Source organism: Bradyrhizobium arachidis, assembly GCF_024758505.1.
Classification (GTDB): domain Bacteria; phylum Pseudomonadota; class Alphaproteobacteria; order Rhizobiales; family Xanthobacteraceae; genus Bradyrhizobium; species Bradyrhizobium manausense_C.
In genome coordinates this window covers 3,754,981-3,771,844 of the sequence record NZ_CP077970.1, presented here as the reverse complement: position 1 = coordinate 3,771,844, position 16,864 = coordinate 3,754,981, and the positions used below count along the sequence as shown (strand labels likewise).

The 16,864-nt window shown below is 64.4% G+C and carries 17 protein-coding genes; 10 read left to right on the top strand and 7 right to left on the bottom strand.

All coding sequences use genetic code 11. The features are described 5' to 3' along the window. Positions 1–178 precede the first annotated feature (178 nt). From KUF59_RS17055 to KUF59_RS17035, 5 genes are all read left to right on the top strand, one after another. Positions 179–1,684 (top strand): M81 family metallopeptidase, encoded by a 1,506-nt coding sequence (locus KUF59_RS17055; protein WP_212458348.1) that lies wholly within the window; start codon positions 179–181, stop codon positions 1,682–1,684. Positions 1,685–1,702: 18 nt separating this feature from the next. Next, entirely contained in the window at positions 1,703–2,875 is a 1,173-nt protein-coding gene (locus KUF59_RS17050; protein ID WP_258769711.1) for a M20 aminoacylase family protein, read from the top strand. Next, positions 2,868–4,289: an amidase gene (locus KUF59_RS17045; protein WP_212458346.1), complete on the top strand. Its 1,422-nt coding sequence runs from the start codon at positions 2,868–2,870 to the stop codon at positions 4,287–4,289. Before KUF59_RS17050 ends, KUF59_RS17045 begins: the two co-directional genes overlap by 8 nt. Positions 4,290–4,441: 152 nt before the next feature. Continuing rightward, positions 4,442–5,332 carry a crotonase/enoyl-CoA hydratase family protein gene (locus KUF59_RS17040; RefSeq protein ID WP_212458345.1) on the top strand — a complete coding sequence of 297 codons (891 nt, stop codon included), beginning with the start codon at positions 4,442–4,444 and terminating at the stop codon, positions 5,330–5,332. Continuing rightward, positions 5,329–6,006 (top strand): esterase/lipase family protein, encoded by a 678-nt coding sequence (locus KUF59_RS17035; RefSeq protein ID WP_212458344.1) that lies wholly within the window; start codon positions 5,329–5,331, stop codon positions 6,004–6,006. Before KUF59_RS17040 ends, KUF59_RS17035 begins: the two co-directional genes overlap by 4 nt. 156 nt (positions 6,007–6,162) lie before the next feature. Here the strand turns inward: KUF59_RS17035 and KUF59_RS17030 are convergent, their stop codons facing one another. The 3 genes from KUF59_RS17030 to KUF59_RS17020 form a co-directional block, all read right to left on the bottom strand. Continuing rightward, positions 6,163–7,140, bottom strand: coding sequence for an NADPH:quinone oxidoreductase family protein (locus KUF59_RS17030; RefSeq protein WP_212458343.1), 978 nt, complete (start codon positions 7,138–7,140; stop codon positions 6,163–6,165). After that, complete coding sequence (locus KUF59_RS17025; protein ID WP_212458342.1) at positions 7,140–7,748, bottom strand: 2-hydroxychromene-2-carboxylate isomerase; 609 nt, start codon at positions 7,746–7,748, stop codon at positions 7,140–7,142. The genes KUF59_RS17030 and KUF59_RS17025 overlap by 1 nt, the downstream gene beginning before the upstream one ends. A 132-nt stretch (positions 7,749–7,880) precedes the next feature. After that, positions 7,881–8,585, bottom strand: a complete 705-nt coding sequence (locus KUF59_RS17020; protein ID WP_212458341.1) for a glutathione S-transferase N-terminal domain-containing protein — start codon at positions 8,583–8,585, stop codon at positions 7,881–7,883. A 106-nt stretch (positions 8,586–8,691) separates the two neighbouring features. Here KUF59_RS17020 and KUF59_RS17015 point away from each other — a divergent pair, with 106 nt between their 5' ends. After that, positions 8,692–9,714, top strand: a complete 1,023-nt coding sequence (locus KUF59_RS17015) for a methionine synthase (protein ID WP_258769710.1) — start codon at positions 8,692–8,694, stop codon at positions 9,712–9,714. 61 nt (positions 9,715–9,775) lie between these two features. On the opposite strand, the gene KUF59_RS17010 is transcribed toward KUF59_RS17015, so the two are convergent. The 3 genes from KUF59_RS17010 to KUF59_RS17000 form a co-directional block, all read right to left on the bottom strand. Then, positions 9,776–10,393 (bottom strand): hypothetical protein, encoded by a 618-nt coding sequence (locus KUF59_RS17010; RefSeq protein WP_212458339.1) that lies wholly within the window; start codon positions 10,391–10,393, stop codon positions 9,776–9,778. Between the two features lie 130 nt (positions 10,394–10,523). Further along, entirely contained in the window at positions 10,524–11,042 is a 519-nt protein-coding gene (gene gpt, locus KUF59_RS17005) for a xanthine phosphoribosyltransferase (protein WP_212458338.1), read from the bottom strand. Positions 11,043–11,079: 37 nt separating this feature from the next. After that, positions 11,080–11,817 (bottom strand): competence/damage-inducible protein A, encoded by a 738-nt coding sequence (locus KUF59_RS17000; protein WP_212458337.1) that lies wholly within the window; start codon positions 11,815–11,817, stop codon positions 11,080–11,082. 280 nt (positions 11,818–12,097) lie between these two features. Between KUF59_RS17000 and KUF59_RS16995 the strand changes: the two genes are divergently transcribed. The 3 genes from KUF59_RS16995 (at position 12,098) to KUF59_RS16985 (ending at position 15,428) form a co-directional block, all read left to right on the top strand. Continuing rightward, positions 12,098–13,516, top strand: coding sequence for a circularly permuted type 2 ATP-grasp protein (locus tag KUF59_RS16995; protein ID WP_212458336.1), 1,419 nt, complete (start codon positions 12,098–12,100; stop codon positions 13,514–13,516). 4 nt (positions 13,517–13,520) lie between these two features. Further along, complete coding sequence (locus KUF59_RS16990) at positions 13,521–14,465, top strand: alpha-E domain-containing protein (protein WP_212458335.1); 945 nt, start codon at positions 13,521–13,523, stop codon at positions 14,463–14,465. A gap of 117 nt (positions 14,466–14,582) precedes the next feature. Continuing rightward, the gene (locus KUF59_RS16985) at positions 14,583–15,428 is read left to right on the top strand and encodes a transglutaminase family protein (protein WP_212458334.1); all 846 of its coding nucleotides are present in this window, start codon (positions 14,583–14,585) and stop codon (positions 15,426–15,428) included. Positions 15,429–15,540: 112 nt separating this feature from the next. Here KUF59_RS16985 and KUF59_RS16980 read toward each other — a convergent pair whose 3' ends face one another. Then, positions 15,541–15,939, bottom strand: coding sequence for a sel1 repeat family protein (locus KUF59_RS16980; protein ID WP_212458333.1), 399 nt, complete (start codon positions 15,937–15,939; stop codon positions 15,541–15,543). Between the two features lie 156 nt (positions 15,940–16,095). Here KUF59_RS16980 and KUF59_RS16975 point away from each other — a divergent pair, with 156 nt between their 5' ends. After that, on the top strand, positions 16,096–16,854 hold the full coding sequence (locus tag KUF59_RS16975) for a proteasome-type protease (RefSeq protein ID WP_212458332.1): 759 nt from the start codon (positions 16,096–16,098) through the stop codon (positions 16,852–16,854). Positions 16,855–16,864: the final 10 nt, after the last annotated feature.

Genomic DNA, 16,864 nt, shown 5'->3' with positions numbered 1-16,864 from the left:
ACGACACTGAGGGGTTGGCGGATCACTACGCTCACGACACGCACCGTGTACCAGCACCATTCCCAAAACGGCTTGAGGCCATGCGCGGCGCGATGGCGTCCCTTGCTTGCTCTTGCCGCAAAGGCGGGTAACGTCGCGCGACACATCGCTTTGGACTGATTGGCTTTGGACTGATTGAATGACACGCATCGCCGTCGGCGGCTTCCTGCATGAGACCAACACCTTCGCTCCGACGAAGGCCACATTTGCCGACTTCCAGCATGGCGGCGGCTGGCCGGCGATGACTGAGGGCGCCGATGTGCTGAAGGTGATGCGCCGCATCAATGTCGGGCTCGCCGGTTTCGTCGAGAGTGCCGAAGCCAACGGCTGGGAACTCATACCGACCATTGCCTGCGGCGCGAGCCCGTCGGCCCATGTCACCGAGGATGCGTTCGAGCGCATCGTGAAAGTGATGGTCGACGGCATCAAGGCGGCCGGCCCGCTCGATGCCGTCTATCTCGATCTCCACGGTGCCATGGTCACCGAGCATCTTGACGACGGCGAAGGCGAAATCCTCGCGCGTGTCCGCAAGGTGATCGGCAAGGATGTTCCGCTCGTCGCCAGCCTCGATCTGCACGCCAACGTCACGCCCGAAATGGTCGAGCATGCGGACGCGCTGATCGCCTATCGCACCTATCCGCATGTCGACATGGCGGAGACAGGCCGTGCCTCGGCAAAGCATCTCGCGTTGTTGCTCAACACCAAACAACGCCTGGCAAAGGCGTTCCGGCAACTGCCGTTCCTGATCCCGATCAGTTGGCAATGCACCAACGACCAGCCGACCGAAGGCATCTACGAAACACTCGCCGCGCTCGAGAGCGATGCGGTCCCCACCCTCTCCTTTGCACCCGGCTTCCCTGCCGCCGACTTCCGCGATTGCGGTCCGAGCGTGTTCGCCTATGGCGTGACGCAAGCGGACGCCGACCGCGCGGCAGATGCGATCGTCAAGCTGATCGAAAGCCACGAGGACGACTTTGACGGAAAAATCTGGTCGCCCGACGAAGGCGTGCGCCATGCGATGGAGCTCGCCAAGGACGCGAGCAAGCCGATCATCATCGCCGACACTCAGGACAATCCCGGCGCCGGCGGCGATTCCGACACCACAGGCATGTTGCGCGCGCTGGTGCGCAACAAGGCAAGTGCGGCCACCGGCGTGATCTATGATCCGGTCTCGGCGAAGGCCGCGCACGCCGCCGGTGTCGGTGCAACCGTCACCTTGTCGCTCGGCGGCAAGTCCGGCATTCCCGGCGATGCTCCCTACACTGAGACCTTCGTCGTCGAAAAATTGTCCGATGGCCGCTTCGTCGCGCCCGGCCCCTATTATGGCGGCCGCGAGATGGAGATGGGCCCGTCGGCCGCCTTGCGGATCGGCGACGTCCGCGTCGTCGTGAGCTCGCACAAGGCACAGCTCGCCGATCAGGCGATGTACCGATATGTCGGCATCGAGCCGACCGAGCAGGCCATCCTCGTCAACAAGAGTTCCGTGCATTACCGCGCCGATTTCGAGCCGATCGCCGCAAAGCTTCTGATCTGCGCCGCGCCCGGCGCGATGCCGGCCGACACCGCGTCCCTGCCCTGGACGAGGTTGCGTCCGGGCGTCCGCATCAAGCCGAACGGCCCCGTATTCAATCCCCCATCACGCTAACCGGACAGAAGAAACCAGATGCCCACCATCGATCGCATCGACGGCTACGCCGATGAACTCACCGCCATCCGCCGCGACCTGCACGCCCATCCCGAGATCGGCTTCGAGGAGGTCCGCACGTCGGGCATCGTCGCCGACAAGCTGAAGAGCTGGGGCGTCGAGGTGCATCGTGGTCTCGGCGGCACCGGCGTGATCGGCGTCATCAAGGGCAACGGTACCAGCGGCAAGCGCATCGGCCTGCGCGCCGACATGGACGCGCTGCCGATGGAGGAGAACACAAACCTGAAATGGCGCTCGACCATTCCCGGCCGCTTCCACGGCTGCGGCCATGACGGCCACACCACCATGCTGCTCGGCACCGCACGCTACCTCGCCGAGACCCGCAATTTCGACGGCACCGTGCACCTGATCTTCCAGCCGGCCGAGGAAGGCCTCGGCGGCGCGCGCGCGATGATCAAGGACGGGCTGTTCGAAAAGTTTCCCTGCGACGAGCTCTACGGCCTCCACAACGCGCCCGACCTCAATCACGGCGAGATCGCCATCCTGCCCGGACCGGCGATGGCCGGCGCCGACTTCTTCGATCTCCGCATCAGCGGCTATGGCGCGCATGGCGCGATGCCCGAGCGCTCCAAGGACGCGGTTGTTATCGCGACCACGCTGGCGCAGTCCATTCAGACCATCGTCAGCCGCAACGTCGATCCGCTGCAGGCTGCGGTGGTCTCGATCACGCAGATCCATGCCGGCTCGGCCTACAACGTCATTCCCGGTGACGCGCATCTCTGCGGCACCGTGCGCGCCTTCTCCGACGAGGTCCGCGCGCTGATCCGCGAGCGCATGCGCGCGATCTGCGCCGGCGTGGCGAGCGCCTTTCAGTGCGAGATCGAGGCCGACATTCGCGATACCTTTGGCGTGCTGGTCAACCAGGTCGAGCAGTCCAAGGTGGTCGAGGACGTCGCGCGCACCGTCGTCAACCCGGCCAACGTCATCACCCGCACGCAGCCCAAGATGGGCAGCGAGGATTTTGCCGACATGCTGCAGACCATTCCCGGCGCCTATTTCTGGGTTGGGCATGACGGCTCCGTGCCCGTGCACAATCCCGGCTACGTGCTCGACGACAAGATCTTGCCGATCGGCGCCAGCATGTTCGCCCGCATCATCGAAACGCGCATGCCGGTCGGAGCTCATGCATAAGCCGCGCACCGAGGAGGCCGTCACCTCCCTGCATGATCTCTCCGCGGTCGATCTGATCGCGGGCTATCGCGCAAAGCAATTCTCGCCGAGCGAGGTGCTGGAGGATCTGCTCGCGCATGTCGCCGTGTGGGAGCCGCAGCTCAAGGCGCTCTACGCCTTCGATCCCGATGGCGCACGCGCGGCCGCAAAGGCCTCAACCGCGCGCTGGTCCGGCGGCGAGCCGTCCGGCCCACTCGACGGCGTGCCTGTGACTATCAAGGACAACATCGCGACCAAGGGCACGCCGGTGCCGCTGGGCGCCGCCAGCGTCAAGCTGGTGCCGGCCGAGAAGGATGCACCGCCGGCTGCGCGCCTGCGCGAAGCCGGCGCGATCCTGTTCGCCAAGACCACCATGCCCGATTACGGCATGCTGTCGTCGGGGCTTTCGAGTTTTCATGCGCTCGCCCGCAATCCCTGGGATCTCACCAAAAATCCCGGCGGGTCCAGCGCCGGCGCGGGTGCTGCCGGTGCGGCCGGCTACGGCCCGCTGCATCTCGGCACCGATATCGGTGGCTCGATCCGGCTGCCGGCCGGATGGTGCGGTCTCGTCGGCCTGAAGCCGAGCTTTGGCCGCGTGCCGATCGATCCGCCCTATGTGGGCCGGGTCGCGGGTCCGATGACCCGCACCGTGGATGATTGCGCGCTGATGATGAGCGTGATCGCGAAGCCCGACCGGCGCGACGGCATGAGCCTGCCCGCCGACACCATCAACTGGAAGGCACTGGAAAAATCGCCGCGCAAGCTGCGAATCGGCCTGATGCTCGATCTCGGCGTCGGCCAACCGCTGGAGAAGCCGGTGCGCGAGGTCGCGGTGAAGGCCGCCAAGGCGTTCGAATCCGCGGGCGCCGTCGTCACCGAAGTCGACGGCATTTTGACGCGCGAGATGCTTGACGGCCTCGACAATTTTTGGCGCGCGCGGATGTGGGACGACCTCTCAAAGCTCACGCCCGACGAGCAGGCCAAGGTGCTGCCCTACATCTTCAAATGGGGCGAGTCGGGTGCAAAGCTCTCCGGCGTCGACGTCATCAGGGGTTTTAACCAGACCATGGCGATCCGCGCGGCCGCAAAAACGCTGTTCTGCGAGCTCGACTATCTGATCTCGCCGACCGCGCCGAACGTGAACTATCCGGCGGAGTTTGCTTCGCCCGTCAACGATCCCATGAAGCCGTTCGAGCACATCTGCTATACCGTACCGTGGAATATGTCGGAGAACCCGGCGATCGCAATCAACGGCGGCTACGACGCCAAGGGCTTTCCCATCGGCGTGCAGATCGTCGGGCGCCGTTTCGATGACATCGGCGTGCTCGGCATGGCCAAGGCGTTCGAGAGTCTGCGCGGGCCGCAGCGGCCGTGGCCGAGCCCGCCGAAGAAGTAGCGGCTAGGCACAAGTCGCGCGGGCTCTGCCCGCGCATCCATGCGTCTCAGAACGGATGGTTGTCGGGCATAGGCGAGCGGAAGCGACGCCGTCCTTCAAACGGCTCCGCCCGGCAATGACAGAATTCATAAAGACAAGGAAGGAAACCCGCCATGGCGTATGAGACCATCAAATACGAGGTCGCCGATCAGATTCTCACCATTACGCTGAACCGGCCCGACAAGCTCAACGCCTTCAACGCACAGATGCAAGCCGAGCTGATCGACGCGTTCGACGCCGCCGACAAGGACGACAACGTCCGCGCCATCATCGTGACCGGTGCAGGCCGCGGCTTCTGCGCCGGCGCAGACCTCTCCTCCGGCGCCAACACGTTTGACCGTGACGCGCGGCGCGGGCCGGTGAAGCGGCTTGCGAGCGGCGCCGTCGACTACAGCGACCCGCAGGTGCGCGACGGCGGCGGCCAGGTGACGCTGCGAATCTTCAAGTGCCTCAAGCCTGTCATCGCGGCCGTGAACGGTCCTGCGGTCGGCATCGGCGTCACCATGCAGCTCGCGATGGATATCCGCATCGCGTCCGACGCCGCGCGCTTCGGCTTCGTGTTCTCCCAGCGCGGCATCGTGCCCGAGGCCGCCTCGAGCTGGTTCCTGCCGCGCATCGTCGGCATCTCGCAGGCGCTGGAATGGTGCTATTCGGGTCGCGTCTTCCCGGCGCAGGAGGCGCTTGCCGGCCGGCTCGTCAGCAAGGTCGTGGCTCCCGATGATCTGCTGCCGACCGCGCGCGCGCTCGCCAAGGAATTTGCCGCCAAGACCGCGCCTGTATCAGTGGCGCTGATCCGCCAGATGATGTGGCGCATGATGGGCGCCGACGACCCGATGGAAGCCCACAAGGTCGACAGCCGCGGCATCTATGCCCGGGGCCGCTCCGACGACGTGAAGGAAGGCGTCGTCTCGTTCCTGGAGAAGCGGCCCGCACAGTTCAAGAACAAGGTGTCGAGCGACATGCCCGACTATTTCCCGTGGTGGACCGAGCGGGACTATAAGTGAGCGTGGGGTCGGCGACGCCTCGGGACGGCGTCGTCTTCCTGCACGGGATCAGCCGGACGGCGCGCTCGTTTCGCAAGATGGAGCTTGCGATCGAGCACGGCGGCTATGCAACGCTCAACCTCGACTATGCCAGCCGTCGCAAGGCGCTCGAGGAACTCGCGGAGGACATTCACCCCGCGATCGAGTTGTTTGCCGGCGCGCTTGGTGGCTCCGTGCATTTCGTCTGCCACTCCATGGGCGGACTTCTGGCGCGCGTCTATCTCGCGCGACACCGCGTGCAAAATCTCGGGCGCGTCGTGATGCTGGGAACGCCCAACGGCGGCAGCGAGATCGCCGATCGCCTCAAGAACTCGTACCCTTACCGCACCTTCTTCGGCCCGGCCGGACAGCAACTCGGCACGCATCGCGACGCCGCGACCGCGGCGCTGCTGCCGCAAATCGACTATCCCGTCGGCATCATTGCCGGCGATCGTTCGATCTATCCAGTGACTGGAGCGTTGCTGCCGCGGCCCCACGACGGACGCGTCTCGGTGGCGAACACGAAGCTAGATGGCATGACCGACCACGTGGTGGTCCACGCAACCCATCCGTGGCTGATGCGAAATGACGAAGCGATTGCGGCGACGATCGGCTTCCTGCGGGATGGACGCTTTCCGACGCATTCGCGATCGTAGGGTGGGTTAGCCCCGCGGCTGCGCGCTAAGCGCAGTCCGCACGGCGTAACCCACCACTTCTCTCTCCAAGCGGACAGTAAAGAGGTGGGTTACGCCAGCGGAATTGCGCTTCGCGCAATCCGCGGGGCTAACCCACCCTACGAAGGCACAGCACCGTCAATCCATCACCAGCGCGACTCGGCCGATCGCCTTGCGGTCGATCAGCAGCCGCATCGCCTTGGCGTAATCTTGCAGCGGCAGACGATGGGAGACGTTGGGGCGCAGCTTGCCCTCCTCCGCCCAATTGAGCAGCGCCTTCAGCCTGACCTCGCCGCGCGCCGGATTCCTGCGCACCGCTTCGCCGGCGCGCACGCCGAGCACGCTCGCGCCTTTGATCAGCAGGAGATTGGTTTTCGCCGAGCCGATGCCGCCGGTAAAGCCAATCACCAGGAGACGCGCGCCCCAGGCGATGCAGCGCATCGAGTTCTCGAAGACCTCGCCGCCGACGGGATCGAACACGACGTCGGCGCCGCGGCCATCGGTGATGCGCTTGACGGCATCGCGGAACGGCTCCCTGTCGTAGCGCACGAGATGATCGGCACCGCGCGCCTTTGCGATCGCGAGCTTCTCATCGCTCGATGCGGTCGCGATCACGGTGGCGCCCAGCATCTTGCCGAGCTCGACCGCGGCAAGCCCGACGCCGCCGCCGGCGCCGTGCACCAGCAACACCTCGCCGGGCTCGACCTTGCCGCGGTCGATCAGCGCGTGATAGGCGGTGCCGTGCCCGGCCAAAAACGTCGCGGCCTCCGCATAGTCGAAGGTCGACGGCATCGACGTCAACTGCGACGGCATGACGACGGCTTCATCGGTGAAGGCGCCGTGCCGCATCTTGACGATCATCTTGTCGCCGACAGAGACGCCTTTCACCTCCGCGCCGATCTCGGTCACATCGCCCGCGGCCTCCATGCCCGGCGTGAACGGCAACTCCGGCTTGAGCTGGTATTCGCCCGCCGCCATCAGCACGTCGGGGAAATTGAGACCGGCAGCGCGGATCGCGACGCGCACCTCGCCCGGGCTCAAGGGCCGCGACGGAAATTCCTCGAGCCGCAGGGTCTCGGGCGCACCGAGCGCACGACAAACGACGGCGCGCACCATCAGGCCGCACTCGCCTTGCGGCGCAAAATCGCCTCGCGGATCAGCGGCAGCCGGTCATTTCCGAAGTACATGTCGGTCTTGTCGATGAAGATCGTGGGCGAGCCGAATCCGCCGCGCGCCACGACCTCCTCGGTGTTGGCCTTGAGCTGGTCCTTGATGGTCTGCGCCGAAATCCCGGCAAAGAACTTTTGCTCGTCGATGCCGACCTTTTTGCAGACCTCGGCAAGGACCGCGTCCTGCGAGATGTCCTTGTCGCCGCCCCAATAGGTCTCGAACACGGCGGTTGCGAACGGCACCATGTCCGCACCCAGCCAGATGCAGCCGCGCATCGCCTTGACGCTGTTCACGGGAAACACCGTCGGCGGCATCTTGATCGCAAGGCCGGCCGAGCCCGCCCAGTCCTGCAGGTCCTTCTTCATGTAGCGCGCCTTCAACGGCACCGGCGTCTCGCGCTGGGCGTAGACGCTGGGGTTCACCGTGTTGAAGATGCCGCCGACCAGGATCGGCCGCCAGACGATCTCGACCCCGAGCTCTTTTGCGAGCGGCCGGATGTTGTGGAAGGCGAGATAGGTCCAGGGGCTGGAACAGTCGAAGAAGAATTCGATCACGGGCGTTTCCTTGTTTGTTGTTCATGTCGCTCCATCCCCCGTCATTGCGAGCGAAGCGAGCAATCCAGAATCTTTCCGCGGAACCAGCCTGGATTGCTTCGCTGCGCTCGCAATGACGGGTGTGGCGGCAGCCTATTTCTTTCCCAACAATTCCTTCGCACGTTGGCCGAACATGATCTTGCGTGATTCCTCGTCGAAGGGTTCCTTGACGAACTTGCCGATCGCAAGCCCGGCCTGCACCTGCGGACGCGCGCGCACAGTGGCGTACCAGCGCTTGACGCTCGGATAGTCGTCGAGCGTAAAGCCCTGCGCCTTGTGAGTCATGGTCCACGGGAAGCAGGCGATGTCGGCGATGGAGTAGTCGTCACCCGCGACATAGGCACCGGTCTTTCCGAGCTGCCGGTCGAGCACGCCGTAAAGCCGCGCCGCCTCGTCGCGATAACGCTCGATGGCGTATGGAATCCTTTCCGCGGCATAGAGTGCAAAATGGCCGTGCTGGCCGAGCATGGGACCGAGGCCCGCCATCTGCCACATCACCCATTGAATGGTGCGCGAGCGCCCGCGGAGATCAGCGGGCAGCAAGCGGCCCGTCTTCTCCGCCAGATAGATGAGGATGGCACCGGTCTCGAACGCCGAGAACGGCTCGCCGCCATCGGCCGGCGCGTGATCGACGATCGCGGGAATTCGGTTGTTCGGAGAGATGGCCAGGAATTCGGGGCGAAACTGCTCGCCGGTGCGAATGTTGACGGGAATGACCTGATAGGGAAGCCCCAGTTCCTCCAGCATGATCGAGACTTTCCAGCCGTTCGGCGTCGGCGCGTAGTAGAGATCGATCATGACCTTCCCTGTCGGCGTCGCCGGTTGACGACGACTTTTGTTGTTCTGTACCTCGACGTTAAGACATGGCAGGAAGGTGCGCAACGAGAACCCCCGGGAGGCCGCCATGCTGTTTCCAACCACGATTGCCGGCTCCTTGCCGAAGCCGGAATGGCTCGCCGAGCCGAACATGCTCTGGGCGCCCTGGAAGGCGAAGGGCGACGAGCTTTTGCGCGCCAAGCGCGACGCGACGCTGATCTGGCTGAAGATCCAGGACGACGCCGGCATCGACATCGTGACCGAGGGCGAGCAGGCGCGGCAGCATTTCGTGCACGGTTTTCTGGAGAAGATCGAGGGCATCGACTTCGCCCACAAGGTCGAGATGGGCATCCGCAAGGACCGCTACAAGGCGATGGTGCCGCAGGTCGTTGCGCCCCTGCAGCTTAGGGAGCGCGTCCATGAATTTGAGGCGCGCGTCGCCCGGACGCACACCGGCCGGAAGCTGAAGTTCACCCTGCCCGGCCCGATGACCATCATCGACACCATCGCCGACCGCTATTATGGCGACCGCGTCAAGATGGCCTTTGCCTTTGCCGAACTATTGAACGCGGAAGCCAAGGCGTTGCAGGCCGACGGCGTCGACCTCATCCAGTTCGACGAGCCGGCCTTCAACGTCTACATGGACGAGGTCAACGACTGGGGCATCAAGGCACTGGAGCGCGCCGCCGAAGGGCTGACCTGCGCAACCGCCGTGCACATCTGCTACGGCTACGGCATCAAGGCCAACACGGACTGGAAGGAAACGCTCGGCGAACAGTGGCGGCAGTACGAGCAGATCTTTCCCGCGATCGACGCCAGCCCAATCCAGCAGGTCGCGATCGAATGCCGCAATTCCAAGGTGCCGCTCGACCTCCTGGCGCTGCTCAAGAACAAGATCGTCCAGGCCGGCGTGATCGACGTCGCGAGCGACACGGTCGAGACCGCCGAGGACGTCGTCAAGGTGATCGAGGACGTCGCAAAATTCGTGCCCAAGAGCAACATCATCGCCACGACCAATTGCGGCATGGCGCCGATGCGGCGGGACATCGCGGAAGCAAAACTGATGGCGCTCGGCGCCGGTGCTGCGCTGGCGCGCGAGAAGTTGAAGTGATCCGCGAATGAGCACTGCGCGATGTGCGGCTGACTGTCGGCGAACAGGGACGGCCGCTGCGCTAGCGCGTGGCCGTCGGATGCAGCACGACCTGGTATCCTGCATTCAACGCCCGAAGGGTTGAAGGCGGCGTCAGGAGTTTCGCATCGTCGAGCTGCCGCGCAGCATTGGCATAGCCTGCCGACGACCACAGCAGGACCCTGCCCTGCGTCACCAGGAAACTCTCCTCGCCCTTTAGCACCATCGCTCCATCGGGGAGCTGCTCGATCGGCATCACGAGCTCATGCAGCCGCTTCCTGCCATCATCGAGTCGCTCATGATGCAGCACGGCGTCGATATCGTGCATGCGAACGTCATGGACGCGATTGCCCTTCTCCCAGGCCGCGCGAAAGCGGTTGGCGTCGTCGCGGCGGCAATAGAAGCAGGGACGATGGCCGGCAGCGAGTGCGGTGGCCTCGTCCAGGAAGAACAGCTCGGTCCAGCTCCGCTGCGCCATCACCTCGCGGCGACGGCCGCGGAATTCGCAGGTGCAGGTGAGCCAGGCCGGACTTGACCAGCGCTTCTTGAGAAGCGTCTTGGACGCGGGATCGTGGATGATGCCACGATTGCCGGTAAACATCCCGCGATGGGGTGTCGCGATGATGTCGCCGGTGGGCGTGACGCGGTTTTGCAGCGGCATGAAAGCGCGCCTATTCAACTGCCGTCATTCCGGGGCGGCTCGAAGAGCCGAACCCCAATGTGCAATTGCACATTGTGGAATCTCGAGATTCCGGGTTCGATGCTTCGCATCGCCCCGGAATGACATCCTCTTACGCCGCACCATCCCGCAGCGGCGGGTGGTAGGAGAGCGCGGTGTCCCAGGGGAAGAAGATCCAGGTGTCCTGCGATACCTCGGTGATGAAGGTGTCGACCAGCGGACGGCCCTTCGGCTTGGCATAGACGGTGGCGAAATGCGCATCCGGCAGCATCTCGCGCACCAGCTTGCCGGTCTTGCCGGTGTCGACGAGGTCGTCGACGATCAACAGACCCTTGCCGGTGCCGCCGCCGAGCTTCATCGCCGCGTCGGAAATGCCCTTGAGAACCTGCAGATCGCCCTGCTTGTCGTGGTCGTAGCTCGCGATGCAGACGGTATCGATGATGCGCACGCCGAGCTCGCGCGCCACGATTGCGGCCGGCACCAGGCCGCCGCGGGTGATGGCGATGACCGCATGGAACGGGCCGACCTCGTTGAGCCGCCAGGTCAGCGCTCGGCAATCGCGGTGGAACTGGTCCCACGAGACCGGAAAGGCCTTGCCCGCCCGTTCCTGTGCAGTCAATTCACCGTTCATCGTCGTCTCCTGCCAATCATCGTCCGGCGGTGTCGTGCTAGCGATTCACACTCAATCCCGCCAGCATTTCCTTCACGGCGGACATCGCGGCGGAAAGCTTCTCCGGGTCGCGCGAGCGCACCACCAGATTGGTGTTGGGCTTCGAGTCCTCGTCCATGAAGGGATAGCTGCCGATGATGGTGTCGGGATGGGCGGCGGCAATGGCCCGCAACGGGCTGCCGATGTCGCCCTCCCGCGCGTTGGCGCGGACCGACTCCGAGAGCATGCGGACGCCAGACTTCAGCTTGGGCGAAACGATGTCCATCATCGCCTGCATGATCGAGGGCACCCCCGCCATCACGATGACATTGCCGATCTTGAAGCCGGGGGCGAGGATGGTCGCGCTCTGGATCAGCTCGGCGCCGTCGGGGATGCGGGCCATGCGCAGCCGCGCCTCGTTGAGGTCCTGCCCGCTCCAGCGCTCGCGGAAGCGCGCCACCACCTCCGGGTGGTGGTCGATGCCGACACCAAAGGCCTTGGCCACGCTGTCGGCGGTGATGTCGTCATGGGTCGGCCCGATGCCGCCTGTCGTGAAGACGTAGGTGTAGCGTTGCCGCAGTGCATTCAGGGCGGCGATGATGTCGTCCTCGTCGTCGGAGACGACCCGGACTTCCTTCAGGTCGATACCGATATTGGTCAGGTACTCGGCGATGAAGCCGATGTTCTTGTCCTTGGTCCGGCCGGAGAGGATTTCGTCCCCGATCACCAGAATGCCCGCCGTGACGATCTCGCTCATAAACCCATTCCTCACCTGTGGCGCCAACTTTGCCGAGGTAACGCGTTGAAGTCACGCGGTTTTGCTGCCGAAATAAGCAGTCCTCCGCCATTTTTTCAGGCACGCCGCCGGCTATCCCCGTCAAATGCCGTTAGTCCATGCATATCGCGCTGGCCCGGCCCTTGCTACCACCCCGATAAGTCATGCACTCTCTGCGCATGGCCACAGGACGTTGCGGTCTTCACCAAGGCCTATGCGACCTGACCAATTGCGCAACGCCTCGGGAGAACAGTCGGGATCTATGGCAGTCGCGTTCGATGAAATGAATATTCCCGGGGGGGACCTCCGTCCCGCCTATCAGGAGCTGGCACGCTGGCTCAAGGAGACGCCTTCCGAGGCGCTCGAATATCGCCGTCAGGAGGCGGAGCTTCTGTTCCGCCGCATCGGCATCACCTTCGCCGTCTATGGCGATGCGGAGGCCACCGAGCGGCTGATCCCGTTCGACGTCATCCCGCGCATCATGTCGGGCAAGGAATGGGCACTGCTGGAAAAGGGCCTGAAGCAGCGGGTGCGCGCGCTCAACATGTTCCTGCGTGACATCTATCATGGCCGCGAGGTGCTGCGCGCCGAGATAGTGCCGGACGACCTGATCTTCCAGAACCCGGTGTTCCGCCCGGAGATGAACGGCCAGCAGGTGCCGCACGACGTCTATGTGCACATCGCCGGCATCGACATCGTCCGGGTCGACGCCAACGACTTCATCGTGCTCGAGGACAATGCGCGCACGCCGTCCGGCGTGTCCTACATGCTGGAAAACCGCGAGATCATGATGCGGCTGTTTCCGGACCTGTTTGCCCGGCACAGGGTGGCGCCGGTCGAGCGTTATCCGGACGAGCTGCTGGCTGCCCTGCGCTCGGTGGCGCCGCTGAGCGCCTCGTCCGAGCCGACGGTCGCGCTGCTCACCCCCGGCGTCTACAACTCTGCCTATTACGAGCACTCCTTCCTCGCCGACAAGCTCGGCATCGAGCTCGTCGAGGGCCGCGACCTCATCGTCAAGAACAACGAAGTGTTCATGCGCACGACGGAGGGCTTGAAACGGGTCGACGTGATCTACCGCCGCGTCGACGACGATTTCCTCGATCCCCTCACCTTCCGCCCCGATTCCGTGCTCGGCGTGCCCGGCCTGATGTCGGCCTATGCGGCCGGCAACATCACGCTCGCCAACGCGGTCGGTACCGGCATCGCCGACGACAAGGCGATCTACTCCTACATGCCCGACATCGTGAAATTTTATCTGGGCGAGGAGCCGATCCTGAAGAACGTGCCGACCTGGCGCTGCCGTGAGCCGAAGGATCTCGCCTACGTGCTCGACAATCTCGGCGAGCTCGTCGTGAAGGAAGTGCACGGCTCCGGCGGCTACGGCATGCTGATCGGGCCGGCCGCGACCAAGGCGACCATCGAGGCCTTCCGCGAGAAGCTGAAGCGCGAGCCGGAAGGCTTCATCGCGCAGCCGACGCTGGCACTCTCGACCTGCCCGACCTGCACGGCGTCCGGCCTCGCGCCACGCCATGTCGATCTTCGCCCCTTCGTGCTCACGGGCAGCAAGCGCACGACCGTCGTGCCTGGTGGACTGACCCGCGTCGCCCTGAAGGAAGGCTCGCTCGTGGTGAATTCCAGCCAGGGCGGCGGCACCAAAGACACCTGGATTCTGGACGAGTAGAGAGATGCTGTCGCGTACCGCCGAAAACCTCTACTGGCTCGCCCGCTACGTCGAACGTGCGGAATATCTCGCGCGCACCATCGACGCGACGTTGCGTGTGACCGCGCTACCCGCCGCCTATGTCGGCAAGACCAACGAATGGGACTCGGCGCTGCTCACCGCCGGCGTCGCCGCCAGCTTCTATCAGCAATATGAGGAAGCCAACGAGAACAACGTCGTCGACTATCTCTCGTTCTCGGCGAACAATCCGTCCTCGATCCGGAACTGCATCGAGGCGGCGCGTCTGAACTCGCGCTCGGTGCGCACCGCGCTGACGAGCGAGATGTGGGACACCATCAACTCGGCCTGGATCGAGCTGCAGGAGGTCTGGAGCAAGGGCACCTCGACGCGCGAGGACCTGGCAAAATTCCTGCGCTTCGTGCAGGAGACCTCGCTGCGCTTCGACGGCTCGGCCTACCGGACCATGCTGCGCAACGACGCCTACTGGTTCTCGCGCCTCGGCCTGCACCTGGAGCGCGCCGACAACACCGCACGCATTCTCGACGTGAAGTATCACGTGCTGCTGCCGGAAGAGGAGCACGTCGGCGGTCCGCTCGACTTCTATCAGTGGAGCTCGATCCTGCGGTCGGTGTCGGCGCTGACTGCCTATCACTGGGTGTATCGCGAGACGCTGAAACCGTGGCTGGTCGCGGATCTGCTCATTCTCAACGGCACGCTGCCGCGCTCGCTTGCGAGCTGCTACGACAATCTCGTGCGCAATCTCGACCAGATCGGTGTGGCCTATGGCCGCCAGGGCCCGGCCCAGCGCCACGCCCGCGGCATCCGCAACCGCCTGGAACACTCCAACATGACCGACATCTTCCAGCATGGCGTGCATGAATTCATTCAGGAATTCATCGCAGACAATTCCAGGCTGGGCGAAATCATCACGAAGCAGTATTTGATCTAGTCGAACACAGTCTCAACCCGTCGTCATTCCGGGGCGATGCGAAGCATCGAACCCGGAATCTCGAGATTCCGGGTCTGGTCCTTTGGACCATCCCGGAATGACCGAGCCAGAAGCACCATGCGCCTGCGAATCCTGCACACCACGACCTATCGCTACGAGCCGGCGGCCTCCAGCGTGATCCAGATCCTGCGCATGACACCCGGCAGCCATGACGGGCAGTATGTGGCGGAATGGCAGATCGACGTCTCGACCGACACCAAGCTCGACATGCACGAGGACGCGTTCGGCAACGTCACGCATGTGCTGTCCTGCGGTCCCGTCAGCGACATCAGGATCACTGCCGAGGGCCTGATCGAGACCCACGACACCGGCGGCGTGCTGCGCGGCGCCGACGAGCGCTTTCCGGCCGGGATGTTCCTGCGCTCCACCGACCTCACCGGGGTCAACCCGGCGATGGCGGCGTTCGCGAAGAGCTTGCGCGCCGAGGCCGAGAGCGACACGCTCGGCTTCCTGCATTCACTGATGTCGCAGGTCAGCGAGCACATGACGTTCGACGAGGATCCGACGCATAGCGGCACCTCGGCGGCGGAGGCGTTCACGCTCAAGCGCGGCGTCTGCCAGGATTATGCGCATATCTTCATCGCCTGCGCGCGCAGCGCGGGCGTGCCGGCGCGCTTCGTCTCCGGCCACTTCTTACGCTCCGACGGCGCAGTCCATCAGGATGCCGGTCACGCCTGGGCCGAGGCTTTCGTGCCGGACCTCGGCTGGGTCGGCTTCGATCCCGCCAACTGCCTCTGCTCGACCGACGCCCATGTCCGTGTCGCGATCGGGCTCGATTATCTCGGCGCCGCTCCCGTGCGCGGCACCCGCTATGGCGGCGGCATGGAGACGCTGACGGTGACGGTTAGGGTCGATCAGGCCGGGCGTTCCGGCGGGCAGTCGCAATCGCAATGGCAGGGGTGACAGTTTTGCGAGTCATTCCGGGGCGATGCGAAGCATCGAACCCGGAATCTGGAGATTGTGGCGCGAGATTCCGGGTTCGCGCTACGCGCGCCCCGGAATGACGATGTAAGACTCAATACTCGCAATTCCTGTAATCCGACGCCTCGCAGGTCTGCATCATCGCGCGCGCGTGCGACAGGTCCTCCGCCGTCATGGTCGCCGAGACCGCCTTCAGCTCCGCCTTCGCCTTCGCGTCGCCACGGGACGCGGCTAGCGTGAGCCACATGAAGGCGTGCGCAGAACTCTTCGCCACGCCCTGTCCGCGCTGATACATCGAGCCCAGCATCATCTGCGCCTTGGCATTGCCGGCCTTCGCCATGCCGCGGAACACCTGGACCGCCGGTACATAGTCGCCCCGGTTGTAGGCGGCCATGCCGTCCTCCCAGGGACCAGCGAACGCCGCGCCGCCAATCATGCCAAGACTCACGCCAACGGCCGCCGCAACCAGGCTGCCGAGCACCAGCTTTCTCATTCCCCGCCCTCCTCCGTAGGGTCGATTTCTAGCCGTTTGATACGGCACGCGCCAAGGAAAGGTTTCAGGGCTGCCGCGCAGGGAAATGGGGTTGGAGCCGCCGATGAAATTGGCTAGTAATTTCCGCGTTCAAGATGGTGCGTTCGGGGACTGGAAATGACCTATTGCTGCGGAATCCTGGTTCGGGAAGGCCTCGTCATGATCGCCGACACCCGGACCAATGCCGGCCTCGATAACGTCTCGACCTTCCGCAAGCTGCACATCTTCTCAAAACCCGGCGAACGCATCATGGCGATCGCCAGCGCCGGCAATCTCGCGATCAGCCAGTCCGTGCTGTCGACGCTGACCGAGGGCCTCGAAGATCCGGAGACCGGCGAGATCGAGACGCTGATGAACGCGCCGACCATGTTTCAGGCAGCGCAGCGCATCGGCCGCGCCATCCGTGCCGTGCATTCGACCGAGGGCGCGGCGCTGAAGGCCGAGGACATCAATTTCGACGTCTCCTTCCTGTTCGGCGGCCAGATCAAGGGCTCGCGGATGCGCCTGTTCATGGTCTATCCGGCCGGCAACTTCATTGAATGCACCACCGACACGCCCTATTTGCAGATCGGCGAGCACAAATACGGCAAGCCCGTGCTCGACCGCGCCATGCATTACGACATCGAGCTCTATGAGGCGCTGAAGACGAGCCTGATCTCGATGGACTCGACCATGCGCTCCAATCTCGGCGTCGGCCTGCCGATCGACGTGCTGGTCGCACGCACGGATGTCTGCGACGCCGACCTCAACCATCGCATCGAAGCGGGCGAGCCCTATTTCCACGATCTGCGTTCGCGCTGGTCGGCGGCGCTGCGCGCGGCCCATCAGAATATCCCGCGGCCGCCCTACAAGAACGAAAAAGACTCCAAAACCTGACAAACAGAAA